The 21,529-nt window shown below is 43.0% G+C and carries 19 protein-coding genes and 1 pseudogene; 7 read left to right on the forward strand and 13 right to left on the reverse strand.

What is annotated here, in order from left to right; all coding sequences use genetic code 11:
• Positions 1–93: 93 nt before the first annotated feature.
• Positions 94–3,393: a DNA-directed RNA polymerase subunit beta gene (gene rpoB / locus IQ274_RS03000; protein WP_163928964.1), complete on the reverse strand. Its 3,300-nt coding sequence runs from the start codon at positions 3,391–3,393 to the stop codon at positions 94–96.
• Between the two features lie 749 nt (positions 3,394–4,142).
• Positions 4,143–4,928, reverse strand: a complete 786-nt coding sequence (locus IQ274_RS03005; protein ID WP_163928988.1) for a TatD family hydrolase — start codon at positions 4,926–4,928, stop codon at positions 4,143–4,145.
• Between the two features lie 84 nt (positions 4,929–5,012).
• Here IQ274_RS03005 and IQ274_RS03010 point away from each other — a divergent pair, with 84 nt between their 5' ends.
• Positions 5,013–5,201, forward strand: a complete 189-nt coding sequence (locus IQ274_RS03010) for a hypothetical protein (protein ID WP_163928965.1) — start codon at positions 5,013–5,015, stop codon at positions 5,199–5,201.
• A 72-nt stretch (positions 5,202–5,273) separates the two neighbouring features.
• Here IQ274_RS03010 and rpsT read toward each other — a convergent pair whose 3' ends face one another.
• Positions 5,274–5,573, reverse strand: a complete 300-nt coding sequence (rpsT, locus tag IQ274_RS03015) for a 30S ribosomal protein S20 (protein ID WP_163928966.1) — start codon at positions 5,571–5,573, stop codon at positions 5,274–5,276.
• Between the two features lie 442 nt (positions 5,574–6,015).
• Here rpsT and IQ274_RS03020 point away from each other — a divergent pair, with 442 nt between their 5' ends.
• The 3 genes from IQ274_RS03020 (at position 6,016) to IQ274_RS03030 (ending at position 8,369) form a co-directional block, all read left to right on the forward strand.
• A complete protein-coding gene (locus tag IQ274_RS03020) occupies positions 6,016–6,171 on the forward strand; it encodes a hypothetical protein (protein ID WP_163928967.1) in 156 nt (51 codons plus the stop codon).
• Positions 6,172–6,296: 125 nt separating this feature from the next.
• On the forward strand, positions 6,297–7,598 hold the full coding sequence (gene hisD, locus IQ274_RS03025) for a histidinol dehydrogenase (RefSeq protein ID WP_163928968.1): 1,302 nt from the start codon (positions 6,297–6,299) through the stop codon (positions 7,596–7,598).
• A 345-nt stretch (positions 7,599–7,943) separates the two neighbouring features.
• Entirely contained in the window at positions 7,944–8,369 is a 426-nt protein-coding gene (locus IQ274_RS03030; protein WP_012411280.1) for a universal stress protein, read from the forward strand.
• Positions 8,370–8,965: 596 nt separating this feature from the next.
• Here the strand turns inward: IQ274_RS03030 and IQ274_RS03035 are convergent.
• Positions 8,966–9,352, reverse strand: coding sequence for a hypothetical protein (locus IQ274_RS03035; RefSeq protein WP_193867320.1), 387 nt, complete (start codon positions 9,350–9,352; stop codon positions 8,966–8,968).
• A gap of 140 nt (positions 9,353–9,492) precedes the next feature.
• On the opposite strand from IQ274_RS03035, the gene hslO reads away from it, so the two are divergent.
• Both hslO and IQ274_RS03045 read left to right on the forward strand, forming a co-directional pair.
• Positions 9,493–10,398, forward strand: a complete 906-nt coding sequence (hslO, locus tag IQ274_RS03040; protein ID WP_163928972.1) for an Hsp33 family molecular chaperone HslO — start codon at positions 9,493–9,495, stop codon at positions 10,396–10,398.
• Positions 10,399–10,553: 155 nt separating this feature from the next.
• A complete protein-coding gene (locus tag IQ274_RS03045) occupies positions 10,554–12,626 on the forward strand; it encodes a chromosome segregation ATPase (RefSeq protein WP_193867321.1) in 2,073 nt (690 codons plus the stop codon).
• Between the two features lie 266 nt (positions 12,627–12,892).
• Here IQ274_RS03045 and IQ274_RS03050 read toward each other — a convergent pair whose 3' ends face one another.
• From IQ274_RS03050 to IQ274_RS03090, 9 genes are all read right to left on the reverse strand, one after another.
• Positions 12,893–13,759, reverse strand: coding sequence for an NAD(P)-dependent oxidoreductase (locus IQ274_RS03050; protein WP_163928974.1), 867 nt, complete (start codon positions 13,757–13,759; stop codon positions 12,893–12,895).
• A gap of 432 nt (positions 13,760–14,191) precedes the next feature.
• Positions 14,192–15,400: a class I SAM-dependent methyltransferase gene (locus tag IQ274_RS03055; RefSeq protein ID WP_193867322.1), complete on the reverse strand. Its 1,209-nt coding sequence runs from the start codon at positions 15,398–15,400 to the stop codon at positions 14,192–14,194.
• A 93-nt stretch (positions 15,401–15,493) separates the two neighbouring features.
• Positions 15,494–15,847, reverse strand: a complete 354-nt coding sequence (locus IQ274_RS03060) for a DUF5615 family PIN-like protein (protein WP_193867323.1) — start codon at positions 15,845–15,847, stop codon at positions 15,494–15,496.
• A 6-nt stretch (positions 15,848–15,853) separates the two neighbouring features.
• Positions 15,854–16,186, reverse strand: a complete 333-nt coding sequence (locus tag IQ274_RS03065) for a DUF433 domain-containing protein (protein ID WP_193867324.1) — start codon at positions 16,184–16,186, stop codon at positions 15,854–15,856.
• 98 nt (positions 16,187–16,284) lie between these two features.
• Positions 16,285–16,674, reverse strand: a complete 390-nt coding sequence (locus IQ274_RS03070; RefSeq protein WP_193867325.1) for a VOC family protein — start codon at positions 16,672–16,674, stop codon at positions 16,285–16,287.
• Positions 16,675–16,801: 127 nt separating this feature from the next.
• Complete coding sequence (locus IQ274_RS03075; RefSeq protein WP_193867326.1) at positions 16,802–17,338, reverse strand: GAF domain-containing protein; 537 nt, start codon at positions 17,336–17,338, stop codon at positions 16,802–16,804.
• A gap of 684 nt (positions 17,339–18,022) precedes the next feature.
• Positions 18,023–18,469 carry an HNH endonuclease gene (locus tag IQ274_RS03080; RefSeq protein ID WP_193867327.1) on the reverse strand — a complete coding sequence of 149 codons (447 nt, stop codon included), beginning with the start codon at positions 18,467–18,469 and terminating at the stop codon, positions 18,023–18,025.
• Positions 18,470–18,471: 2 nt separating this feature from the next.
• Positions 18,472–18,702 (reverse strand): hypothetical protein, encoded by a 231-nt coding sequence (locus tag IQ274_RS03085; RefSeq protein ID WP_193867328.1) that lies wholly within the window; start codon positions 18,700–18,702, stop codon positions 18,472–18,474.
• A 165-nt stretch (positions 18,703–18,867) separates the two neighbouring features.
• Complete coding sequence (locus tag IQ274_RS03090) at positions 18,868–20,742, reverse strand: Eco57I restriction-modification methylase domain-containing protein (protein ID WP_193867329.1); 1,875 nt, start codon at positions 20,740–20,742, stop codon at positions 18,868–18,870.
• Here IQ274_RS03090 and IQ274_RS03095 point away from each other — a divergent pair.
• A pseudogene (locus IQ274_RS03095) lies at positions 20,732–21,358 on the forward strand (DUF4351 domain-containing protein); the annotation flags it as partial. The gene IQ274_RS03090 and the pseudogene IQ274_RS03095 overlap by 11 nt on opposite strands.
• Between the last annotated feature and the right edge of the window lie 171 nt (positions 21,359–21,529).

The raw sequence follows: 21,529 nt of genomic DNA on the forward strand, positions 1-21,529 counted from the left end.
TTGAGTATATTTAGTTTTACAACATTGGGAACGGAGCATTGGGCATTGGGCATTTATCCCATTCCCTATGCCCTATGCCCGATTCTCTAATTCTTATTCGTCGTCTTCCAACGATTCGCGGGAAAGAGATTCATAAGTTGGTCGAGGAGGTGTGCGACGGGCTGATTGGTCTGCCATCAAATCGACTTCAACATCTAGGGAACTGCCGTCTGCTTGGGTTTCTACCTTGTGTACAGCAATATCTAAACCCAATGATTGCAATTCGCGCATTAGCACCTTAAAGGATTCTGGAGTTCCAGGTCTAGGAATTGCCTTACCTTTAACGATCGCATTTAACGCTTCATTCCGTCCTTGCATATCGTCAGATTTAACTGTGAGCAATTCCTGTAAGGTGTAAGCCGCACCAAAGGCTTCCAATGCCCACACTTCCATTTCTCCAAACCTCTGACCACCTTGTTGTGCTTTACCACCCAAGGGTTGCTGAGTCACTAGTGAGTATGGGCCTGTAGACCGGGCGTGGATCTTATCATCGACCAAATGCACCAGTTTCAGCATGTAAGCCACACCGATGGTAATTGCTCGGTCAAAGGGTTCGCCTGTACGACCGTCATACACCATGATTTTGCCTGGATTATCTGGGTTATATACCCAGTCTTTCCCTGTTTCGTCCCGTGCTTCTTGCAATTTGCCATGCACGATTCGGCGCGATGACTCTTCCCCGTACATTTCGTCAAAGGGAGTAATTTTAAATCGCACTCCCAAGGTTTGACCAGCCCAACCTAAGAGGCACTCAAATACTTGTCCGACGTTCATCCGACTAGGTACGCCCAAGGGGTTGAGTACAATGTCCACTGGTGAACCATCGGGCAAATAAGGCATATCTTCCGCTGGTAATATCCGAGAAATAATCCCTTTGTTACCGTGCCGTCCTGCCATTTTGTCGCCAACTTGGATTTTGCGTTTTTGGGCAACATACACCCGAACTACCATGTTGGCTCCTGGTGGTAGTTCATCGCCTTGTTCACGAGTAAACAAGCGCACATCAACTACGCGACCTTTTTCACCGTTAGGGACTCGCAGAGAATTGTCGCGTACATCCCGCGCTTTTTCACCGAAAATCGCCCGCAATAGTTTTTCTTCTGGTGGTTGGTCAGATTCACCTTTGGGTGTTACCTTACCTACCAAAATATCTCCAGCTTCTACCCACGCCCCTATGCGAATGATTCCTTGTTCATCCAACTGACGCAAGGCATCTTCCCCGACGTTGGGAATTTCTCTGGTGATTTCTTCTGGCCCCAGTTTGGTTTGTCTAGCTTCAATTTCATATTTTTCAATGTGAATTGACGTGTAGACATCATCCTGCACCAGTCTTTCAGATATTAAAATCGCGTCTTCGTAGTTGTAGCCTTCCCAAGGCATATAGGCAACGACGATATTTTGTCCTAGGGCCAATTCACCGCCTTCGGTGGAGGAGCCGTCAGCCAATACTTGACCAGCAACAACCCGTTCACCAATGCGGACGAGAGGTTTCTGATTTAAACAGGTGTCTTGGTTTGAGCGTTGGTACTTGGAAAGGGTGTATCTAATTTCGGGGGTGTTAGCTTTGGGACGGACGCGAATTTCTGTAGCATCTACATAAGTAACATCGCCATCGGTACGCGATACAATCACCATCCCGGAGTCTCTTGCCCCTTGGGCTTCCAAACCAGTACCCACTAGAGGACGCTCTGGCTTAAGCAAAGGTACTGCTTGCCGTTGCATGTTCGATCCCATCAGCGCTCGGTTAGCGTCATCATGCTCCAAGAAGGGAATCATGCTGGTTGCTACCGACACAATCTGTACGGGAGATACTGCTACGTAGTCCACCTGTTCTGGTGTTGTGGTGGAAAATTCTTGGCGATAACGTACTGGCACTAGTGGCCCAATAATGTGCCCAGTTTCATCTACAGGAATATCCCCAGGAGCAACCCGTAGATCGTCTTCTTCATCGGCTGTCATGTAGGCTGGAGGCAAGTCAAATCTGACTCGTCCATTTTCTACAGGTCTAAATGGCGTTTCGAGGAAGCCGTACAGGTTAACCCGCGCATGGGTTGCTAAGGAGCCAATCAACCCGGCGTTGGGGCCTTCTGGTGTCTCAATGGGGCAAATACGCCCATAGTGGCTAGGGTGAATATCCCGCACGGCAAAACCGGCGCGTTCGCGGGTTAAACCACCAGGGCCAAGGGCGCTCAGACGGCGTTTGTGGGTCAGTTCTGCGAGAGGATTGGTTTGATCCATGAACTGACTTAATTGGCTAGAACCAAAGAATTCTTTAATTGCTGCTACCAATGGTTTGGGGTTCACCAAAGAAGCGGGGGTTAGCACTTCCGCATCGGATACAGTCATCCGTTCCCGAATGATTCTCTCTAAGCGGTTTAAGCCTACTCTTACTTGGTTTTGCAGCAATTCACCGACGCTTCTCACCCGACGGTTGCCCAAGTGGTCAATGTCGTCGATGTTACCGATGTCATATTCTAGGTTAATTAGGTAATCTACGGCTGCCAAAATATCGCCAGCAGTCAACACCCGCATGGTGTCTGGGACTGAAAGGCGCAATTTTTTGTTGAGTTTGTACCGTCCAACGCGACCAAGGTCATAACGTTTCGGGTCAAAGAAACGAGAGTCTAGCAGTTGTTGTCCACCTAAAACCGTAGGTGGTTCACCAGGACGGAGTTTCCGATATAACTCCATCAGGGCTTCTTCTTCAGAAAATTGCCCTTCTTTTTCGATGGTTTTTTGGAAATATTCGGGGTGGCGTAAAGCGTCAAAGATTTCGTTGTCTGATAACCCTAAAGCTTTTAGCAGTACCTGCGCTGAGAGTTTGCGGGTTTTGTCGATGCGTACCCAGACCAAATCGTTACGGTCTGTTTCAAATTTCAGCCATGCTCCCCGGTTAGGAATTAAGCTAGCTGAATAAGTACGTCGCCCGTTTTTGTCGATTTCTGATTTGTAATAAACACCTGGCGATCGCACGATTTGATTGACAATTACCCGTTCGGCTCCGTTAATAATAAACGTGCCGCGATCAGTCATCAAAGGCAAATCACCAATGAATACCTCTTGCTCTTTGATTTCCCCGGTTTCCTTATTAATCAACCGTGTGGGAACATACATTTGGACGGCATAAGTACTATCCCGCCGCTTGGCTTCTTCGACGCTATACTTTGGCTCCTTGAGTTTGTAGTTATGACCCAAAAAGTGCAATTCTAATTTGCCCGTATAATCTGTAATAGGACTAAAGGAGTTCAGTTCTTCTATCAGCCCTTCTTCCAAAAACCAGCGAAAGCTTGATCGCTGGATTTCAATCAAGTCGGGCAACAGAAAGGCGGGTTCCATGTATGTTTCTTTAGTCATGCCTCTTCCTTTGTCAACCTGGTAAAATTTTCCCTTGGACACTGCTGTTTGACGCTTCCCACTGCTAGTCAGTGTCCTTAGTTGTTTGGGAACTTTTGACACACTTGCTATTTACAGGTGTGGGCAAACGCAGCGATTAAAGCTGGAATGAGCAATTTGGACAAGGGGATAATTGCCCCTAATCGGGTACTCAGACACCAAAAACCCACTATAGTCTTGATTTAAGAAGAATATACAGTTGAGATATTCCTGAGTTTTATCTACGTTCTTCATTTCCCCTCCAAAAAGCGCGTTAATTTGCTGACGCAGCTCTAGACGGTGTGTTTTAAATCCACCCGGCTATTTATACTCTCAGTGATATCTTAGATATCCTAAGACTGAGGGAACGATCCGCACCTTGTCGGTTTTGAATCAAAATTACTTCGTTTTGCTGGATTGTACTCACAAGGCAATTTCGTTTAAGGATTTTGTATAGGTTAAATACACAGAAGCCGATGTTGTGCAAAATAAAGTCTAGCTCAACCTGGTTTGGCACGGTTAGTCATGTGTGGAGAGCATCCGCTTGTAGAGATTTGGAGGATGGCCAAGCCGATAACATCACTGAAAATTAGGCTCAGAAATTTTAGGTTCCTTCCTTTATCATTATGGCGCACGCAAAATGTTTTTGAGGGAATAATATTAGCATATTTTTGTCCCCCTAGAGTTTTATTTTTTTAGCACAACTGAATAAAAGTGATTAAAGCCCACTTTTATATTGACAGACCAAATAATTCACAGGCATTTTGGGTGGTTTGATGGGCGATCGCTTCTACCGTTTCTTGACGCAGTTTAGCTACATGCTCGGCTACATAAAGTACGTAGGCGGGCTCATTACGTCTCTGGCCCCGTTTAGGAACTGGGGCGAGAAATGGGCAGTCTGTTTCAATCAGTAGGCGATCGCTACTCACCATCGCAGCTGATGATTGGATCGCTTTGGCATTTTTGAACGTTACCGTCCCGCTAAAGCTGATGTAGAAGCCTAAATCGAGAAACCATTGGGTTTCTTCTGGCGTTCCTCCCCAGCAATGCATAACACCCCGCACTCTTTCTCCCTTAAGTTTTCGCCATTTTTGCAACACTTCTCTGGTTGCTACAGCAGCATCGCGGCAGTGGATAATTACTGGTAAATTGAGTTCAGATGCGATCGCTAGCTGTGACTCAAATACTAAAAGCTGATGCTCATAGTTATCAGCTTTGTAAAAATCCAGCCCCATTTCCCCAATTGCTACCACATTCGAGTCAGAACTAGCTAAAGTTTTGATTGTCTCGGCTGTTTCGCTATTCCATTTCTCAGCATCTAAAGGATGTAATCCCACGGCAAAGCTGATTTCAGGAAACTGGTGTGCTATGGATTGAATAGTGGAAAACTCACCTGGGTGAACACAGGAATGTACTAAACGCACTACTCCTGCTTCTTGCCACCGCGATCGCACTGTTGCTAAATCCGGCTGAAAATTATCAAAGTTGAGATGAACGTGCGTGTCTACCAGTTGCATTCTTTGTTCTTTGTCGTTAGTCATAAAATTGTTAGCCCCGATCGCGACTAAGGACAAATCATCCTTCGGGTAAATCTTTCTCCTGTGGTAGCCACTAAGCGATCACCAAATTTTCCAGAGGGAACGCCACTTGTTTTAATTGGCATAAACAAAACCAGTTACTCATGGTGCAACCCTGCTGTAGAAGGGTTAAAAGGCACAGAGCAAATTGGTGTGGAAACCCTCAAGATTACACTAACTTCGGATGGGCAACTGGCGTTTTACGCCAGTTAATTACTACAGCTTTCAGAAAATTCGTAACCTAGTGACTCACTCAGTTAAAAGATCGCACTGGCTCAACAATGACTATTCAGCTGCTGTTTGAGTGATTGGCTTTAGTTTATGAGCTAATCTTGACTTTTTCCTTGCCCCATTGTTGGGGTGAAGGACACCCCGTTTGACTGCTTTATCGATTTTGCCGTAAGCTTCGGATAACCGAGCCTGTGCTTCTTCTTTTAATTCTGGGGTAGGATTAGCTGCATAGACAGCTACAGCATTAGAGTATTTCTTCATCAGCGTCTTGACTGCTGATTTGTAAGCTTTGTTACGCAGTCGGTTACGTTCTGCGATTTGGGCACGCTTGAGAGCAGACTTTGTATTCGCCACAGTCAATTCCAAAAATACTATTAATATGTACACACACTACTAGACTTACTAATATAGCATCCAAATTGCCAATGTTATAATTTCCTAAAAAAATCTGCCATTGGACAATAGTTTTTCTTCCCCTGCTTTCTAAATCTCTTCAGTCCGCAATTGAGTGTGTCGTCAATTTAGGAAATGCGTTAAAATAAGCCATATCAAATAAAACTGTTGTTCCCCTAACTCACCACTACCTGAGAAAGCGATGTGGTTGCCAATGTGATATTTCCTGAATTTTAGGATCTATTATCAGAGGCAAAGAACTGTAAACAGCGAAATTTCAGGGTTATCAAAGTATAGAAACGATACTATATCGTGTCTGTACAGATGTAAACTACTGAGAAGTTAGGAAAATAAGTAAAAATTATACTCAGACCCTACCCCCTGTAAATTTAGGGGATTGGATGTGCAAACACACCACCTGCACGCCGCAAGGAGTGAGGGAAAGGGCATAAGGGTAATGGGAAATGGCACACCCACATCCTGCCGCTATCCTGTTAAGGGTTGTCGGACTGAGCAATTAAGTCGCCTTCTCAAGCAAACCATCTGCTGGCAAGCTTGAGAGTATCAAAAAAATCCAGGTTAAGCTAGAGAAGAGAATTAGAGTCAGCTTGCACACCCCAGTGGGTCAAGAGCAATACTAAATCTCAGGTGTGAATATTATAATTTTGGCATTGTCCTTACTCCATGCTGCGAATCATTACTCAGCAGGCAGACGTTAGAGCAGAACTGCAACGGATCTGCGATCGCACCCATGACGAACAGGTGCTTCACAAAGAAGCAACGGTGCGGGAAGTTTTGCAAGCAGTGAAGCGCCAAGGCGATAAAGCTGTATTGCATTACACAGCCGAATTTGACAAACAAACCCTGAAAGCAGAAGAACTCCGAGTTACAGGCTCGGAACTAGATGCAGCCTATCAGCAGGTGTCAAAGGAGTTGTTGGGCGCAGTTCGGCTAGCTTGCCGCCAAATTGAAGCGTTTCATCGTCAGCGAGTACCAAAAAGCTGGGTACACTTTGGCGACGATGAAGTAGTACTGGGCAAACGCTACACCCCTGTAGACCGAGCGGGGCTGTATGTGCCCGGTGGCCGCGCCGCCTATCCTAGTACAGTGCTGATGAATGCAATTCCCGCTCATGTCGCTGCTGTACCTCATATAGTGATGGTGACACCACCAGGCCCAGGGGGTGTAATTAACCCAGCAGTCTTAGTAGCTGCCCAAGAAGCAGGAGTGCAAGAAATTTATCGCATTGGGGGCGCACAAGCGATCGCTGCTTTAGCCTATGGCACAGAAACAATTCCGAAAGTGAATGTGATTACTGGCCCCGGTAACATTTATGTCACCCTTGCGAAAAAACTTGTATATGGCACCGTCGGTATTGATTCTTTGGCAGGCCCCAGCGAAGTGCTGGTGATTGCCGATGAAAGCGCAAATCCGGTGCATGTCGCTGCTGACTTGCTAGCCCAAGCCGAACACGATCCAATGGCGGCAGCAATCTTGCTGACGACAGATGCGGCTTTGGCAAAAAACGTGCAAGTAGCCTTGGAAAGACAGCTAGTGGATCATCCACGGCGAATAGACACAGAAAAAGCGATCGCTCATTATGGGTTGATTGTCCTTGTGGAATCGCTCCAAGCAGCAGCAGAACTCTCAAATGAATTTGCCCCTGAACACCTGGAATTAGAAGTAAAAGACCCTTGGGCACTCTTACCACAGATTCGCCACGCTGGGGCAATCTTTTTGGGTTACTCCACACCAGAAGCTGTAGGAGACTATTTGGCAGGGCCTAACCACACCTTGCCAACTTCTGGCGCTGCCCGCTATGCTTCGGCGTTAGGGGTAGAAACTTTCCTCAAACATTCCAGTATTATTCAATACTCCCAAACTGCTCTGCAAAATGTGGCTGGTGCTATAGATGTGCTAGCAACAGCAGAAGGTTTACCTTCTCATGCTGATTCAGTCCGCCGCCGAATTCAGCAAGAGGAGTGATTTGGAATGGTTAATTTTGTTTAATACTATTGACAAAAGTCACTTTCTAGGTAGCAAATAAATTATTTGCTACCCTGCTTTCAGGGTTTTGGCGGGCATCTACTAGACATTGCCCGCCTATTGTATTGTACTTACTGATGATGTAGTAAGCCTTAGCGTCCCCAAATGACTGGCGAAAATATCTTCCTACAATGTACTAACGTCAAATTTGGGTGAAACCAATTCATCGCATAACCTCGAAAATATATACTAAGTAGGCAAATATAAAAATAATTTAGTGTAGCTGCTAACAAGTTTTACTACATACTTATGTAACGGGGTCTACTCTTATAGGAGACGAGAGCGGTGCTAAAGAATATTTTGATAGCTCTGGACGGTTCGGAAATGGGAGAACGAGTAATTCAGAGTTTAGATAATTTGGTGTTATCAAAAGATGCCAAGGTTATTCTCTGTCATGTATTTCCTACACCAGAGTCTGAAATGGAAATACCTGCCGATCGTCCTCAGCCAGAGTCCCCAACATTTTCTTATTTTCAACTAGAAAAACAGCTGCAATCTTATCAGGAAAAATTATCAGTCCCAAGTGAATTAGAACTGGTAACTGGCGATCCTGCCGAAGAGATTATTCGTCTTGCCAATATTTACAAAGCTAATTTAATTATAATTGGTAGTCGTGGATTGATTGGGATGAAGCGAATTGTCCAGCGTTCTGTAAGCAGTCAAGTTGTCGAAGAAGCTAATTGTTCGGTGTTAGTGGTAAAGCCGAATTAGAATCAGGTCAATTGAAGTATGTGATTTGACTAATCAGAGACTCAATATAAGTAAGTGGGCGTAAATAATTGTTGTTGAGATAAAGCAACAGGCAACAGGACTCTTTGAGTTGTACTGAATGTTTTTAGAAATAAAATCTGAGCCCTATATATAAGCAGTTATGACTGGTGAAGACTGGCGTTTTGGAGTTTATCATCGTGCGAATCGTTAGGTGACTCACAATACGTTTCGGTTAAGGCAAGAGACGCTATTTATCGCGTCTTTGTGAGCTAAAGCGTATCATCAAAAAACCTTATCCAAACCGTATTGAGGTGACTCAAGATCCAGAAATGCTATCAAGTTCCAGAAGATTTATCTGTCATGGTAAAAATCATTGTAGGTATTATTTCTGCTTCTGGAACTGGGAGCTAGGGACATAGAGACTAAGGAAAGAAGTCGGGGAACAGGCTTGCCATGAGCGTAGCCGAACGGGAGCAGGGAGTAAGGGGGCAGGGGGCAGAATAAAAATTAGCTCTTTCCCCTCTGCTCCCTGCTCTCTTCCCCTCTGCCTCTTGTACCCCATACCCCAATTCCCAATCCCTTCACATTCAGCCGATTCAACGTCCTTGAGTTGCCAGAAATTGACGCAAGCTCAACAAACTCAAGGTTTGACCCAAATTTAAGGGCAAAAGTGAAACTCCTTCCAAGCGGGATTGCACCCAACCTTCTCCCCAATACCATTCATGAAACCCGTCAATACCTCCACTGAGTAGTAAACGGAGACAGTTGGATTTTACAACGTCTACTTGATGATGAATTGAGACTGGCCCAGTCCAGGTAGTAAACTGAAATCCCGGAAGTAGTTCTTCTGGCATTCCTGGCGCAAAGCGTTGCGCTAAGAGCCATTTTTCTAGTTGTACCGGATGCAGCAGACTATCACGAATTGAATCTGTTGGCGCTTCAATTTCGATTCGCAGTTGACTTTGTTGAAAATTACCTAGCATTTTTCTAAGATTGCCTAAAAGTGAGATATCGCTATTTCTAATATTGCAAATACAATCAGTGATTATTTGGGTGTCACTTTTCTAGCAGCAGAGAACTTAGAATAGAAAAAGTGAACTTGTTAAGAAATGTAAGGTTATTCATGGCGGATCAGTTAATTCGTGCAACAGCAGCCGAAGGTGGAATTCGTGCCGTAGGGGTGATCACCACACGTTTAACAGAAGAAGCACGGCAGCGACACAAGCTTTCATACGTGGCAACGGCAGCACTGGGTCGGACTATGGCGGCGGGCTTGTTAATGGCTTCTAGTATGAAGCGAAGTGGATCAAGGGTCAATGTGCGGGTGAAGGGCGATGGTCCTTTAGGCGGCATATTGGTAGATGCCGGCTTAGATGGTACGGTACGCGGGTATGTGGGGAATCCATCTATAGAATTACCTCCTAATGCCAAAGGTAAGCTAGATGTTGGTGGTGCAGTGGGTGGTGGCTACCTCTACGTTGTGCGAGATGTCGGTTATGGTTATCCTTACTCTAGTACTGTAGAACTAGTTTCTGGTGAAATTGGCGATGATGTGGCTCATTATCTGGTGAATTCTGAACAAACACCTTCAGCTTTAGTTTTAGGTGTGTTTGTGGGAGCAGGGGGAGTAACTGCGGCTGGAGGATTACTAATACAAGTGTTACCCAAAGCTGCCAGAGATGAAGCCCTCGTAGAAACTTTAGAATCACGGGTCGCTGGTTTGGCAGGATTTACGCCATTATTACAAGCCGGGAAGAATTTGACTGAAATTTTTAGCGACCTATTGGGCGATATGGGCCTGGAAATCTTTTCCGAACGGCAAATGCTGCGCTTCCACTGTGGTTGTTCTTTCGATCGCGTTTTGGGGGCACTGAAAATTTTGGGAGAAGCCGAACTGCAAGATATGATTGTTAAAGATAATGGTGCTGAAGCAACTTGCGACTTTTGCGGCAACGTTTACCAGGCAAGTAGCGATCAGTTAGCTCAACTAATTGCCGATTTGCAAGCTGAATCTACTGTTTCAGGATAAAGTATAAAAAGACACTAATTTTTGAGATTGAACATGGTATTCTGTGGAGAGGGATAATCAAAAAAAGTAGCTTTTTGATTGGGAGAAAGTTACTATGGCATCAATGGAATTATCGACCTAAAACAGAGCGCTATTCAATTATTTTGGTGTGAGAGATGACAGAGCGGGATATTCCAGACAGTTGGTCTTCAGCCAGTGATAGAGAGCCAGATCAAAACAAAAGATTATCCCGAACAGAACAATTCGGTGAAACTCAACCATTTGGTGTCCCACCTACTGGTTCTACTTCCAAGTCAGTGAAGCGGCGAAAAAAAAACGATACACAAGGATTACCTATAAATAGTCATTCAGAAGAAACTGCCCAACTCAGTAGTACTTCTGGGAAATGGCCACGCTGGATGAAAAGCTGGACATTGTGGCTAGTACTACTAATGTTGATTCCCGGCAGTGTAGGATTCTTGGCAATGGCAATGCTGCTAAAGTTGCCGACTGCTCCTAATTGCCCCTCGATTTTCTGGCCCCTAGCTAGTGCTTCTGTGCGGCTACATTGCGCTCAGTTGGCGGCTTCTAAGCAAACAGTGAACGACCTATTGCAAGCGATCGCTCTGGTGAAGCAACTACCACAAAATCACCCGTTGCATGGAGAAATTGATCGTTTCATCGAAGAATGGTCGCGGGATATTTTGAAGCTAGCCGATCAAAGTTTCCAAACAGGGAATTTAGAAGAAGCGATCGCTACTGCTCGTAAGATACCCGAAGATGTGGCAGCTTATAAATTAGTCGATGAACAAGTTGACAAATGGCAGTCAATTTGGACAAAAGCAGAAGAAACATACAACGGTGCGATCGCAGAAGTAAAAGAACGGCGCTGGCAATCGGCGTTCATGTTATCCGCCAAAATGCTGCGCGTAGACAATCAATACTGGGCGGGCACTAAATACGACCAATTGAATCGTCTAATCGCCGCAGCGCGGGAAGATGGCGATAAGTTAGGAAAAGCGGAAAGTTTAGCAAGCAGCAAAGTAGTCGATAATTTACTGGAAGCCATCAAGCTAGCCGAGTCTATTGGGCAGGAAAGTTACCTTTACCAAAAAGCTCAGGAAGCGATTCCCGCATTTGGACGCAAAATGCTGGAATTGGCACAGGCAAAACTAGACAAGCGGGATGCCGATGAAGCACTGAATATTGCTAGACAAATTCCAGAGAGTACGAAACTACAGGGAGAAACAGACGACTTTATCGCCATAGCTGACGCGAAAAGAAGTGCTTGGATCGGTAACGTTTCTGGTTTAGAGGCTGCGATCGCTCAAGCACAACAAATCGATCCTTCCAGACCAGTGTATAACGAAGCCCAGCAACTGATTGCTCGTTGGCAGTTGGAAATTGAAGATGTTGCCAATCTAGAAAAAGCGAGGTTGTTGGCTAGCCAGGGAACAGTTCCTAATTTAACAGCAGCGATCGCCCAGGTGCAGTTAATACCTGCAAATAATCCCAGGGCCACCGAAGCTAGACAAGAAATGGATCGCTGGCGTGCCCAAGTGGAGACAATTGAAGACCAACCTTACTTAGAACGTGCCGAACAGATAGCTGTATTCGATGATATCAACTCCTTACAAGCTGCGATCGCTCAGGCCAGCGAAATTCGTAGAGGTCGGGCATTATATCCAGAAGCACGGAAAAGAATTCGGACTTGGATAGGAAAAATTCAGCGAATTCAAGACCAACCTTACTTGGATCAAGCACAAGAACTGGCTCAGAGCGGAAATCTCACCGCCGCCATTAGCGCCGCTCAACAAATTGCTTCATCGGGAAGGGCGCTTTCACAAGAAGCGCAAGCTGCGATAAATGATTGGGAAGGGCAAATCCGCACTAGAGAAAACTGGAAAAAAGCTCAAGAAGTGGGCGCAGCTGGTACGCCAGAAGCTTTGGTTGAAGCAATACGACTTGCAGATCGGGTTTCAAACAATAGCATCTTACGTATGGATGCAAATCTGGCTATTGACCAATGGAGTCAGCAGTTGTTAGAAATAGCCCGCTCTCAAGGTCAATCTGATATTGCTAGAGGGATTGATATTGCAAAATCGATTCCACGCGGTAGTGCTGCTTACAGTGCGGCGCAAGAGCAAATTAAGACTTGGCAGGATTTTCTGAATCCTAAACCTGAACCTCAGCCTCAACCCCAGACTGAATCTCTACCATTTCCTCAATCAACTACTAATGGACAGTAATATCGTCATTTAAAGATTAAAACCTTTTAATTCATCATTTTCAAAAGGCGTATCAGGGATGCCGGGGTGTAAAAAAACTTTTGAAGTAGGGTAGCACAGCTAGTTGTGCTACCCTACTTAAATTTATAGAAACAGAATTCAGGAGCCAGAATGGGCTAAACCTTAGCTATCCGCTAACAGAATGAATTTTGTGCGACTGGTCGATAAATCCACTGATTCATTCTGACTCCTGAATTCTGACTTCTGAATTCTTCTTCAATCTTCCATCACTCTCCCCATTCTTTAATTACAGAAAATAGTGATGAGTAATCATCATCAGCAAATGACATTTTCACGGCTGTTTGCAAGATTTGCCGCACACCTTTAATACTGCTGAGATCCAAACTTCGAGATTTCGCTTCAGAGATAAACAATTCTGTATCTTTGAGCAAATGTTTTGTGGGGAAATTCGGATCGGCATAATTGCCATCCAACATACGTTGTAGCTTTTTGTCAAAGGTAGGTGCATAGAGTGGACTGTCGCGCAAGATTTGCATAAACATATCCACATCAACACCTTGACGCTGGACAAAAGCCAGGCTCAAAGCAAAGCTAGTTGTTAGGGAAGCTATTAGTTGATTTAGTGCCAATTTAAGCGCCGCCGCAGATCCTACTGGCCCTATAAGTAAAGGTTCTGTCCCAAAATTTTGGAGTAACTTCAAGTGCCGTTGATATTGTTCTGGCTCTGCCCCTACCATCACACTCAACTTACCAGCTTGTGCTTCCGGGATACTCCCTAATACTGGTGCTTCTAAATATTCACCACCACCACCAACTATTGCATCTCTAATTTCCTGGCTTTCTGTGGGAGTAATTGTTCCCATTTGGATGATTGTGCGTCCTTCCAGAGTTTGCCAAGAAGTATCTGAAAGCAACACATTATAAATGGCCGGGGCATTAGTCAGCATGAGGATTACGCACTCAGCAGCACGAATGGCGTGGCGGGGATGTGTAGCAATTTCAGCCCCAGCTGCTTGTAGTGGTGCTAATTTTTCTGGGGTGCGATTGTAGGCAACTAGCTGTATATCTGCGGCTAATAACCTTTGAGCCATTGGTAGTCCCATCAGTCCAGTTCCCAGAAATGCCACCTTCATTTTTCACGTTCCTTTAATACAGCGTAGGCGTAGTCTGTTGTAGACATCGCGTTTCCATTGTTTGATTTTGATCAGCTGTTCCACATTGAAATTGCACAAACTGGGCGGGCTTTTCGGCCTACCCCACAAGAGTTATGTTTATTCGATTATGCAAATTAGATGTTTTTTAGCTTATCAGTTATCAGTGAACAGTTATCTTTGAACACTGATAACTTCGTATTTGCTGATTAGCCACCAGCCGCAAAAGTCGCCATAATTATCACTGAAAGTAAAATACCAGGAGTAAGTAGTGTTACTAGCATTAGCAGGTCATGGGTGGACATAATTATTACTTTTGTATTGTGTTTAACTTTACAGTATTCACTGTTATGCTAGTCTAAATAAGATTGATACTGCATTCTTAAATAGAGTTTTAACTTTTCAAATTTACCTTTATTCTGGCAGGGTCAATCCTTTGAGTTTTTGAGAAGTTTCTGTATTGTCCAGACCTTTGCTCTGAATTAAGACTCCAAAGCCGCCGAGTCCTGTGGGATCTATAAGTTGGTGTAGTGCATCCCGATGCTGTAGTAACTGCGAGAGAGGTTGCTTTCGTTCGGAAAGGGCTGCAATACGATCGCCTAACCCCAACGCCATCAAAAATAATCCCTGCTGGATAAAACCAATATTCTTTAAATTACACTTCTGGCCCCAGCGTTCCAAAGCTGTAAAGTCAACATGGGCAGTGATATCTTGTCGCCCAATATTAATATAAGGGTTGTCATGGTAACGATGGTGATAATAACACTGTAGTGTTCCCTGCGATCGCCTGGGATTATAGTAACGGCTGGCGGGGTAGCCATAATCAATTGTTAACACATAGCCGCGATGCAAGCGGTCTGCTACTATACTCAACCAGTCTAGAGCAGCTAAATTAATTTCACTACGGTAGCCATCTGGATATGCACTTTGGCTAAAGTTCATTTCCACTAAATCTAAATATTCAGCCAGTTGGGGGGTTGAAGGTTCTCCTGTGACTTCTACAAATGATGGGCATGGGGCATGGGGCATCGGAAATGGGGCATTGGTTTCTTTCTCATTACTATCTGTGGTTACGTAAATTTCTCGGAGTTCTCCCGTTTCTAGGATGAATTGATGGACGGGGAAAGCATCTACTAACTCGTTAGAGAAAAAGCAACCTGCGATCGCATTTGGTGGTATCTCCTCTAAATTGCACCAACGCACCGGGAAATCTTGCAAGCGTTGCTGCTGTTCTTGTCTTAAAGTTGGCGACTTTTCAACAATGATGTACTCTAGCGCCGTAAAAAAATCTGGGTGGTGCTGTTGATGATATTTAAGGATATGCAAAGCTAGCAATCCTTGACCTGCTCCCATTTCTACCAGAGAAAAGGGTACAGGTTTTCCTAAAATCTCCCACATTTGCAAAAATTGTTCTGCTAGTAACTCACCAAAGTCAGGACAGAGGTTAGGAGAGGTAAAAAAATCACTATCTTTAAAGCCTATTTTGACTGCATCGCTGGAATAGTAGCCGTATTCAGGGTGGTATAGTGCCAGATCCATGAATTGGGCAAAAGTAATTCGTTGTTGAAGATTGGTGGTAATGTGATTTGCGATCGCTGCACACAGCAAAGCATTGGAATCCATAAAATTTCAGATTTTAGATTGGGGACTACAGAAAACAAATGCTTACCAACGACGGGCTACGCCAACGTCAGCCGAATTAATCGCCTCCAATCGTTAACGCAAAGGCAAAAACCGGACTTGTCCTTCCCATTCTCCTTCTAAGCTACATTCATCTAGCAACAAAATTTCGTCGATCGCTAAACCAACTGAAACACGACGACTGATCTCAAATAAACCAGGCATTGCCAAGCCTGCTTGTAATCGTTCATAAGCAAAAGTTGTCATCGTTGCGACATCGTGAGTTAGCACCACACGCCTGTTTTGCGCTGCCCATTCTAATACAGTTGGATCGTCTGCTTCAGTCAATCCAACATCCTGAACACGGACAATATCAACATTAATGTTACGACGCAGAACACCACGGATAATCTGATTATTAAAGTTCTCATCAGCCAAAAAACGCAGCATCGTAATTTACCCTTGTGGGTTGCGTCTTGCTAAAAGGCGATCGCGCACTCCAATGGGGTTAAAACGCTTTTCAGCTTCTTGTTGAACCTCCGTAGCAAGTCTTTGACGCTCTAGAAGGTAAGCATCAACCTCACCTTGGTGTTGTAAGTAATAACCAATCACCAAATAGATATCCCAAAGATGAAGCGATGGGTACTGTTCTCTGATCTCTTCTGCTGTAGCCCCTTCAAGGAAAGCTGTAACCACTGTATCTAAAGTGATGCGGGTTTTGCTAATCCTAACAACGCCATTTGCATCAGTTACAAGCGGAATCGAGGTAACAGTAGGAATAAGTAGCATTTTAATATCTAGGCAGTACTGTTTTCCTATGGCCAGTATAAGCCAAATTTAGAAGCAGCCATCTAGATCAAGACATCTGCTAAAAGGCAATTTGTTACTTAGGCACTCACCAACGACACTAGCACACCATTGGGATCGCGGACACGAGCAATCATTTGTCCCCCAGGTTGAGATTTAGGGGCATCTAATGTTTTTGCACCAGCGCCGATCGCTCTCATGTAAGCACTGCCAACATCGGGGGTAATAAATGATATCTGAATTAATGTCGGTGGTTGTGTGGGATCGTTGGCATGAAAGCCACCAGTAAATAATTTCTGTGCTTCGCTACTTGAAGAGAAAGCTAATGTAGTGCTGCCAGTTTCGATTTCCGCCCAGATAGATTGTCCTTTATCCTGGAGAGTGCGACGAACCAGACCAAAAGCTTTTTCGTAAAACTCAACCGTTTTAACTACATCGTCTACCCAGATGACCGTATAACCAAATTTCATAATTCTTTCTCCTTATCTAGAAAAAATTGAGAGTTTGAAACCCACGGAGGTGGGTAAAGCCTTGTCTAGACGCGGTTTCTAACCGCCCTTTTAACTACGAATGACAAATGACAAATGACAAATTATTTTAGCTTTCCAAAATATTACGATCTGTTGCTAGAGTTTGCGCCCCTGTTTGCATCATTTCTATATCTGATGGCGACCAATCATGAGGCCCTTGACAGTGATGTGCTACTAGCAATCCCCATAATCCTCTAGGGATGACAATTGGTATAACCAAGTTAGCGCGAACCTGCAAATTGCGGAGAAAATCTCGGTGACAAGGCTGGATTGGCTCTAACTCAATATCAGCGATCGCCTTTACCCGTCCTGCTAAGTATAAAGCAGCATACTCGTTGTTAAAACAATCATCTGGGCCCGTGGAACCAAGTATTGAGAATTCTTTAGAACTCAAAGATTCAAAAGTCACTTGTCCTTCCCACTGACTGTAAAAATAATACAACACCACCCGATCAACCTGAAGCGATTCTCTGAGTTGATTGGTCGTTTGCCTGACTAACTCATCGCGCTGCATTGTTTTAACAAGGCGGTCGAGCAAATTTTGCAAACCCTGTTCACGGCGATCGCGGCTATGGTTAAATTCCGAGTGAGGATGAATTTGCACGGTTCTAAAATTACGACTAAGTAAATGCTGCCGGATTTATATAGTAATTTATTACACCTTATTTAAATACATTTTTGTATTTATAGCAGCAATTCGATTTTAACGAAACATAATCGTAGTCAAGCTTTTTAGTAAAATTAAAATAAATTATTAAGAAACTACAATTTTTAATTTGCACCAAAGACAATTCAAAATTATAAATTTAGTATTAAGAATTTTGTAATTTTACAAATAATATGTTTTGTCTTTCCCTAGCTTGAGGCAATAAATATACTTCAAACTCTAGTGTAACAATTTAGTTTGTATTCCTCGTTACAGATATTAGAGGATGTTTGAAAAATCCTTTTCACGGTAGCAAAACGTTTTAGATCCCCCTAAATCCCCCTTAAAAAGGGGGACTTTGATTCCGGTTCCCCCCTTTTTTAAGGGGGGTTAGGGGGGATCAAAAGGCTGTGGCGCAACTCTAGAAGACTTGTATATACACTGTAGCTTTATAAGGGGGGTTAGAGAGGATCAATAAGTGCAAAGATGCAGCAAATTACTTTTCAAACAACCTCTTAGTCATAATGATAGTATTCTTTGTTTCCATACTCTGCATGAAAACGAGAGACTAACTACAGACTAATTCTGAGTTTTCAAATATTGAGATAAAGTTACGGTAAACTAACAATGCTGTTTCTTTTATTATTGACATAGATCGCCAATAGGTGGATGCCAACCTGCTGTTAACCAAAGTTGACGGGAATTTAGAATAAACCCATCATCGTGGTCTTGATCATTAAAATCAAAACGATTGCAAGTTGCACGACCTATAGGAGTTGTGCCAATGATCTTTAACTTATTTTCTGTCCAGATAAAATGATCTGACCAATTTTGATCTCTTGGATTAAATAATGCAACTTCTGTTTGTGTTTCTGGATCAATTGCGGTTGTAAAATTATACCGTCTTTGATTACAACGATGACAAGCTAAAGCCAAATTATTGAGATCGTCTGATCCTCCTAAAGATTGAGGAATAATGTGATCAATAGTAAAGGGTGTTGCATTTGATCGTTCTGGAGAGTGACAATATTCACACAAGTATTTTGCCCTTTTACGGACATTTAAACGAACAAAATTGTTGATAACCACAATTAAGAAGCAAGTTTAGCGTTGATAAAACTGAAGATTTTTTCTAATTCCAATAAACCAGCTAATTCTGCTTGCTCATCTGGATTGAGTAAATTTTCTTTATTTTTTTCTAATAGTTCTTCTAAACGAAGTTGTAATTCTTCACTAAAAGAAAAAGGACGAAATTGATCGGAAAGATTAAGTTTTATTCCATTTGGTAGCCAAGATGAAGGCTGTTTCATTAATTCTTTCATGGGTATCTCCATTAATTGAGGATTGTAGTCAACGAAGGCCATGTTAGCACTGAGCCGCCGAGTCAATATGCTTTTGAATTTATGGTTGAACAGGCATTGGTGGTAGTTATCGGACTATATTGAGATTCTTTAATACAGTAATATCATAAATCGCTTCTACAGCGTCTACTTTTGCGTAAGTTCTATTTTTGATTTTCCAAACATTGGCACAAAGTTACGGTAAGCTGACAATGCCGCTTCTTTAACGGTTGCATTCACAATCGGAAAGGTAGTGAAGATGTAGCTAAATTCATCTTCGGTTAAACCATAAAGATGTGCTACCATTCCATCGAGTTCAGCGCGGAGTTTAGCGCGTTCTGCTTCATCGGTAACACCTTGTTGATGGGAACCTAAACCGACTTCTTGCGCGAGTTCGTCAAATTCTGGTGTCGTGCAGATGAGTTTGGCGGCGCGTTGTACAATATCGTTGAAGTTGCGATCGTTTTTTGTTAAACGTGGAACGGGTGTTTGATAAATGAAGAACATTGTCAAATTGGCAGACACTTGTTGACGCAAAGAGAAATCAAAACAAAAGCTATTCAGTACAGCACAAATAAAAAGTGTAGATTCATTTTCATTAGTAGGTGATGCAATATTTAAAGAATGACCACAAAATACATTTGAGGGTAGTATTGTTGCAATCATAGTTCGAGAGTCTGTACTCCTTCCTATTGCACGATATGAAAGACGATAAAATTGATAGTCTAATAATTGACCATTGTCGTTTTTCTTCTTTCCTAATAAAGCTTTTCTCCCTTCCCATTCATCCATCCAATATCTCGGTTCGGCATATAAGTGGGTAAACTGATGAATCATTTTACCTTCATAGAGCGCTAATGTACCTTTCTCTGGCTTTTTCTTGAAAAGAAAAGCATCATCAGTCATATTAAATTCACGATGTAGTTCCAAGTTCCATTTATCTTCAACTTTTTCACCCAGTAATGGGAACTTGGTCATCTTATCAGCAATGTGAAAATCAAGCTCATTTTTGAACTCCATTACAGAGAGAGAATCAGGTGATAGCTTTCGCACTAAGTCGATACTAATAAGTAAACCGTCATTTTTGGGGAACTTTTGCAGTTCTTGGACATCATGACGCATAAAAGCAGCAGGAAATTTTTCTGTTTTGCCTTCTTTGTCAAAAGTAAGAACAACAAATTTAAAACGACTATCAACACCTTCAAAAATTGTTTTGCGGTTTTCAAAGCAGAATAAACCAGTTATTTTAGTGTTATTAAATAGCATTTCTCGAAGCTTCTTAGCTCCTAAATCAGTATAAATACCACTTGGTATAACGATGCCACATCCGCCACCATGACGTAAAAGATTAAAACATTGCTCTAGAAATAGTTTGTAAAAGTTAACATCTTTTCCGTGGCGTTTACCATTAATTATAGGAACTTGATTTATATACTGTTCAGCAAATCTAAAATACTCTCTTTGATGGTTGTAATCACTTTGATACTTTAACCATGCCTTTTGAATTTTCGTATCTATTAATAAACGTTTTAATTCAATCTCAAAATCTTTGATGTCCATCTTTTTTTTAGACACAACATCACTGTATTCAGAGCAAAACTCTTTTGCATCAGGCTGAAAATTTTCCCAAGGTGGATTAGTGATAATCGCATCAAAACCGCCGCGTTCTAAAACCTCGTTAAAATGATAACCCCAGTGAAACGGCTTCAAAGCTGCAATATCCTCAACCTTCAAAACCCGCTTCTGTGATTTCCCAGTTAACTGAACCTCTTCATACTTGATACCCAAACGCTTACTAAACTCATCCAACAGCAAAAGATTTAACTTTTCTTGCGATTTCTTGTTGAGTTGTTCTATATTTTTGCGGAGGTGTATCAATCGAGTATCTTGAGGTGTATCTGTATCGGGTAAAGCTTTCGGTAAAAAAGCGTGTTTTTTGTACAACTCAACAGATTTATTCTTTTCTTCTAAAATTTCCTTCCACGGGCTATCATTATCTGCTCTTTTCAGTTCTTCTGCCATTAGTTTGGCAATTTTGTGCGATACAGACCCAACATGGCGACCCAATCAATATAGTTATAATTATCCCAATACCAGGCTTAACTTTGAATTTGGAACTGTCAAGCTGCTAGATTATCAAAATCGTTGGACAGAATTAGAAGCCAGCGAAAATCCATTTGCAACTGTAGTCATGGCGCATTTGAAGACGCAGCAAACAAGTAAAAAGCTAGGAGAACGTAAAGCTTGGAAATTTAGTCTGATTCGCCGATTGTATGAATTAGGATTGCAAGAAAAAGATATTCGTAACCTTTATCGATTTATTGATTGGGTTATGATTTTACCAAAAGCCTTGGAAGCAGAATTTTGGCAAGAGTTTAAGCAATTTGAGCAGGAGCGAACTATGAGTTACATTACCACAGGCGAGCGTATTGGTTACGAGCGGGGAAAACAAGAACAAGGACAAACCCTCGTGTTACGGCAACTACAAAAACGGGTAGGAGAGTTACCACAAGAGGTTCGGGAGCGCATTCAAACTCTTTCTTTAGAGCAATTAGAAGCACTTGGCGAGGCTTTATTGGATTTTACAGGCATTGAAGATTTACTTAACTGGTTGGAAGCAAATCAAACAGTGCATTAAACGTAGGTTGGGTGGAGCGGAGCGCAACCCAACAAATATCAGGATGTTGGGTTACGCAAAGCCTCCACCCAACCTACAATTTTTTTACTAAATAATAAAGACGCGATAAATCGCCGTCTCTACAAGGCGCTAATTATTGTAGAGACGGCGATTCATCGCGTCTTTTGCTTT

Source organism: Nostoc sp. LEGE 12447 (genome assembly GCF_015206985.1).
Lineage (GTDB): Bacteria > Cyanobacteriota > Cyanobacteriia > Cyanobacteriales > Nostocaceae > Nostoc.

Bases quoted from the DNA above. Each gene is read 5' to 3' on its own strand.
- rpoB (WP_163928964.1), bottom strand. From the start codon at position 3,393: ATGACTAAAGAAACATACATGGAACCCGCCTTTCTGTTGCCCGACTTG.
- IQ274_RS03005 (WP_163928988.1), bottom strand. From the start codon at position 4,928: ATGCAACTGGTAGACACGCACGTTCATCTCAACTTTGATAATTTTCAG.
- hisD (WP_163928968.1), top strand. From the start codon at position 6,297: ATGCTGCGAATCATTACTCAGCAGGCAGACGTTAGAGCAGAACTGCAA.
- IQ274_RS03035 (WP_193867320.1), bottom strand. From the start codon at position 9,352: ATGCTAGGTAATTTTCAACAAAGTCAACTGCGAATCGAAATTGAAGCG.
- hslO (WP_163928972.1), top strand. From the start codon at position 9,493: ATGGCGGATCAGTTAATTCGTGCAACAGCAGCCGAAGGTGGAATTCGT.
- IQ274_RS03045 (WP_193867321.1), top strand. From the start codon at position 10,554: ATGACAGAGCGGGATATTCCAGACAGTTGGTCTTCAGCCAGTGATAGA.
- IQ274_RS03050 (WP_163928974.1), bottom strand. From the start codon at position 13,759: ATGAAGGTGGCATTTCTGGGAACTGGACTGATGGGACTACCAATGGCT.
- IQ274_RS03055 (WP_193867322.1), bottom strand. From the start codon at position 15,400: ATGGATTCCAATGCTTTGCTGTGTGCAGCGATCGCAAATCACATTACC.
- IQ274_RS03060 (WP_193867323.1), bottom strand. From the start codon at position 15,847: ATGCTGCGTTTTTTGGCTGATGAGAACTTTAATAATCAGATTATCCGT.
- IQ274_RS03065 (WP_193867324.1), bottom strand. From the start codon at position 16,186: ATGCTACTTATTCCTACTGTTACCTCGATTCCGCTTGTAACTGATGCA.
- IQ274_RS03070 (WP_193867325.1), bottom strand. From the start codon at position 16,674: ATGAAATTTGGTTATACGGTCATCTGGGTAGACGATGTAGTTAAAACG.
- IQ274_RS03085 (WP_193867328.1), bottom strand. From the start codon at position 18,702: ATGAAAGAATTAATGAAACAGCCTTCATCTTGGCTACCAAATGGAATA.
- IQ274_RS03090 (WP_193867329.1), bottom strand. From the start codon at position 20,742: ATGGCAGAAGAACTGAAAAGAGCAGATAATGATAGCCCGTGGAAGGAA.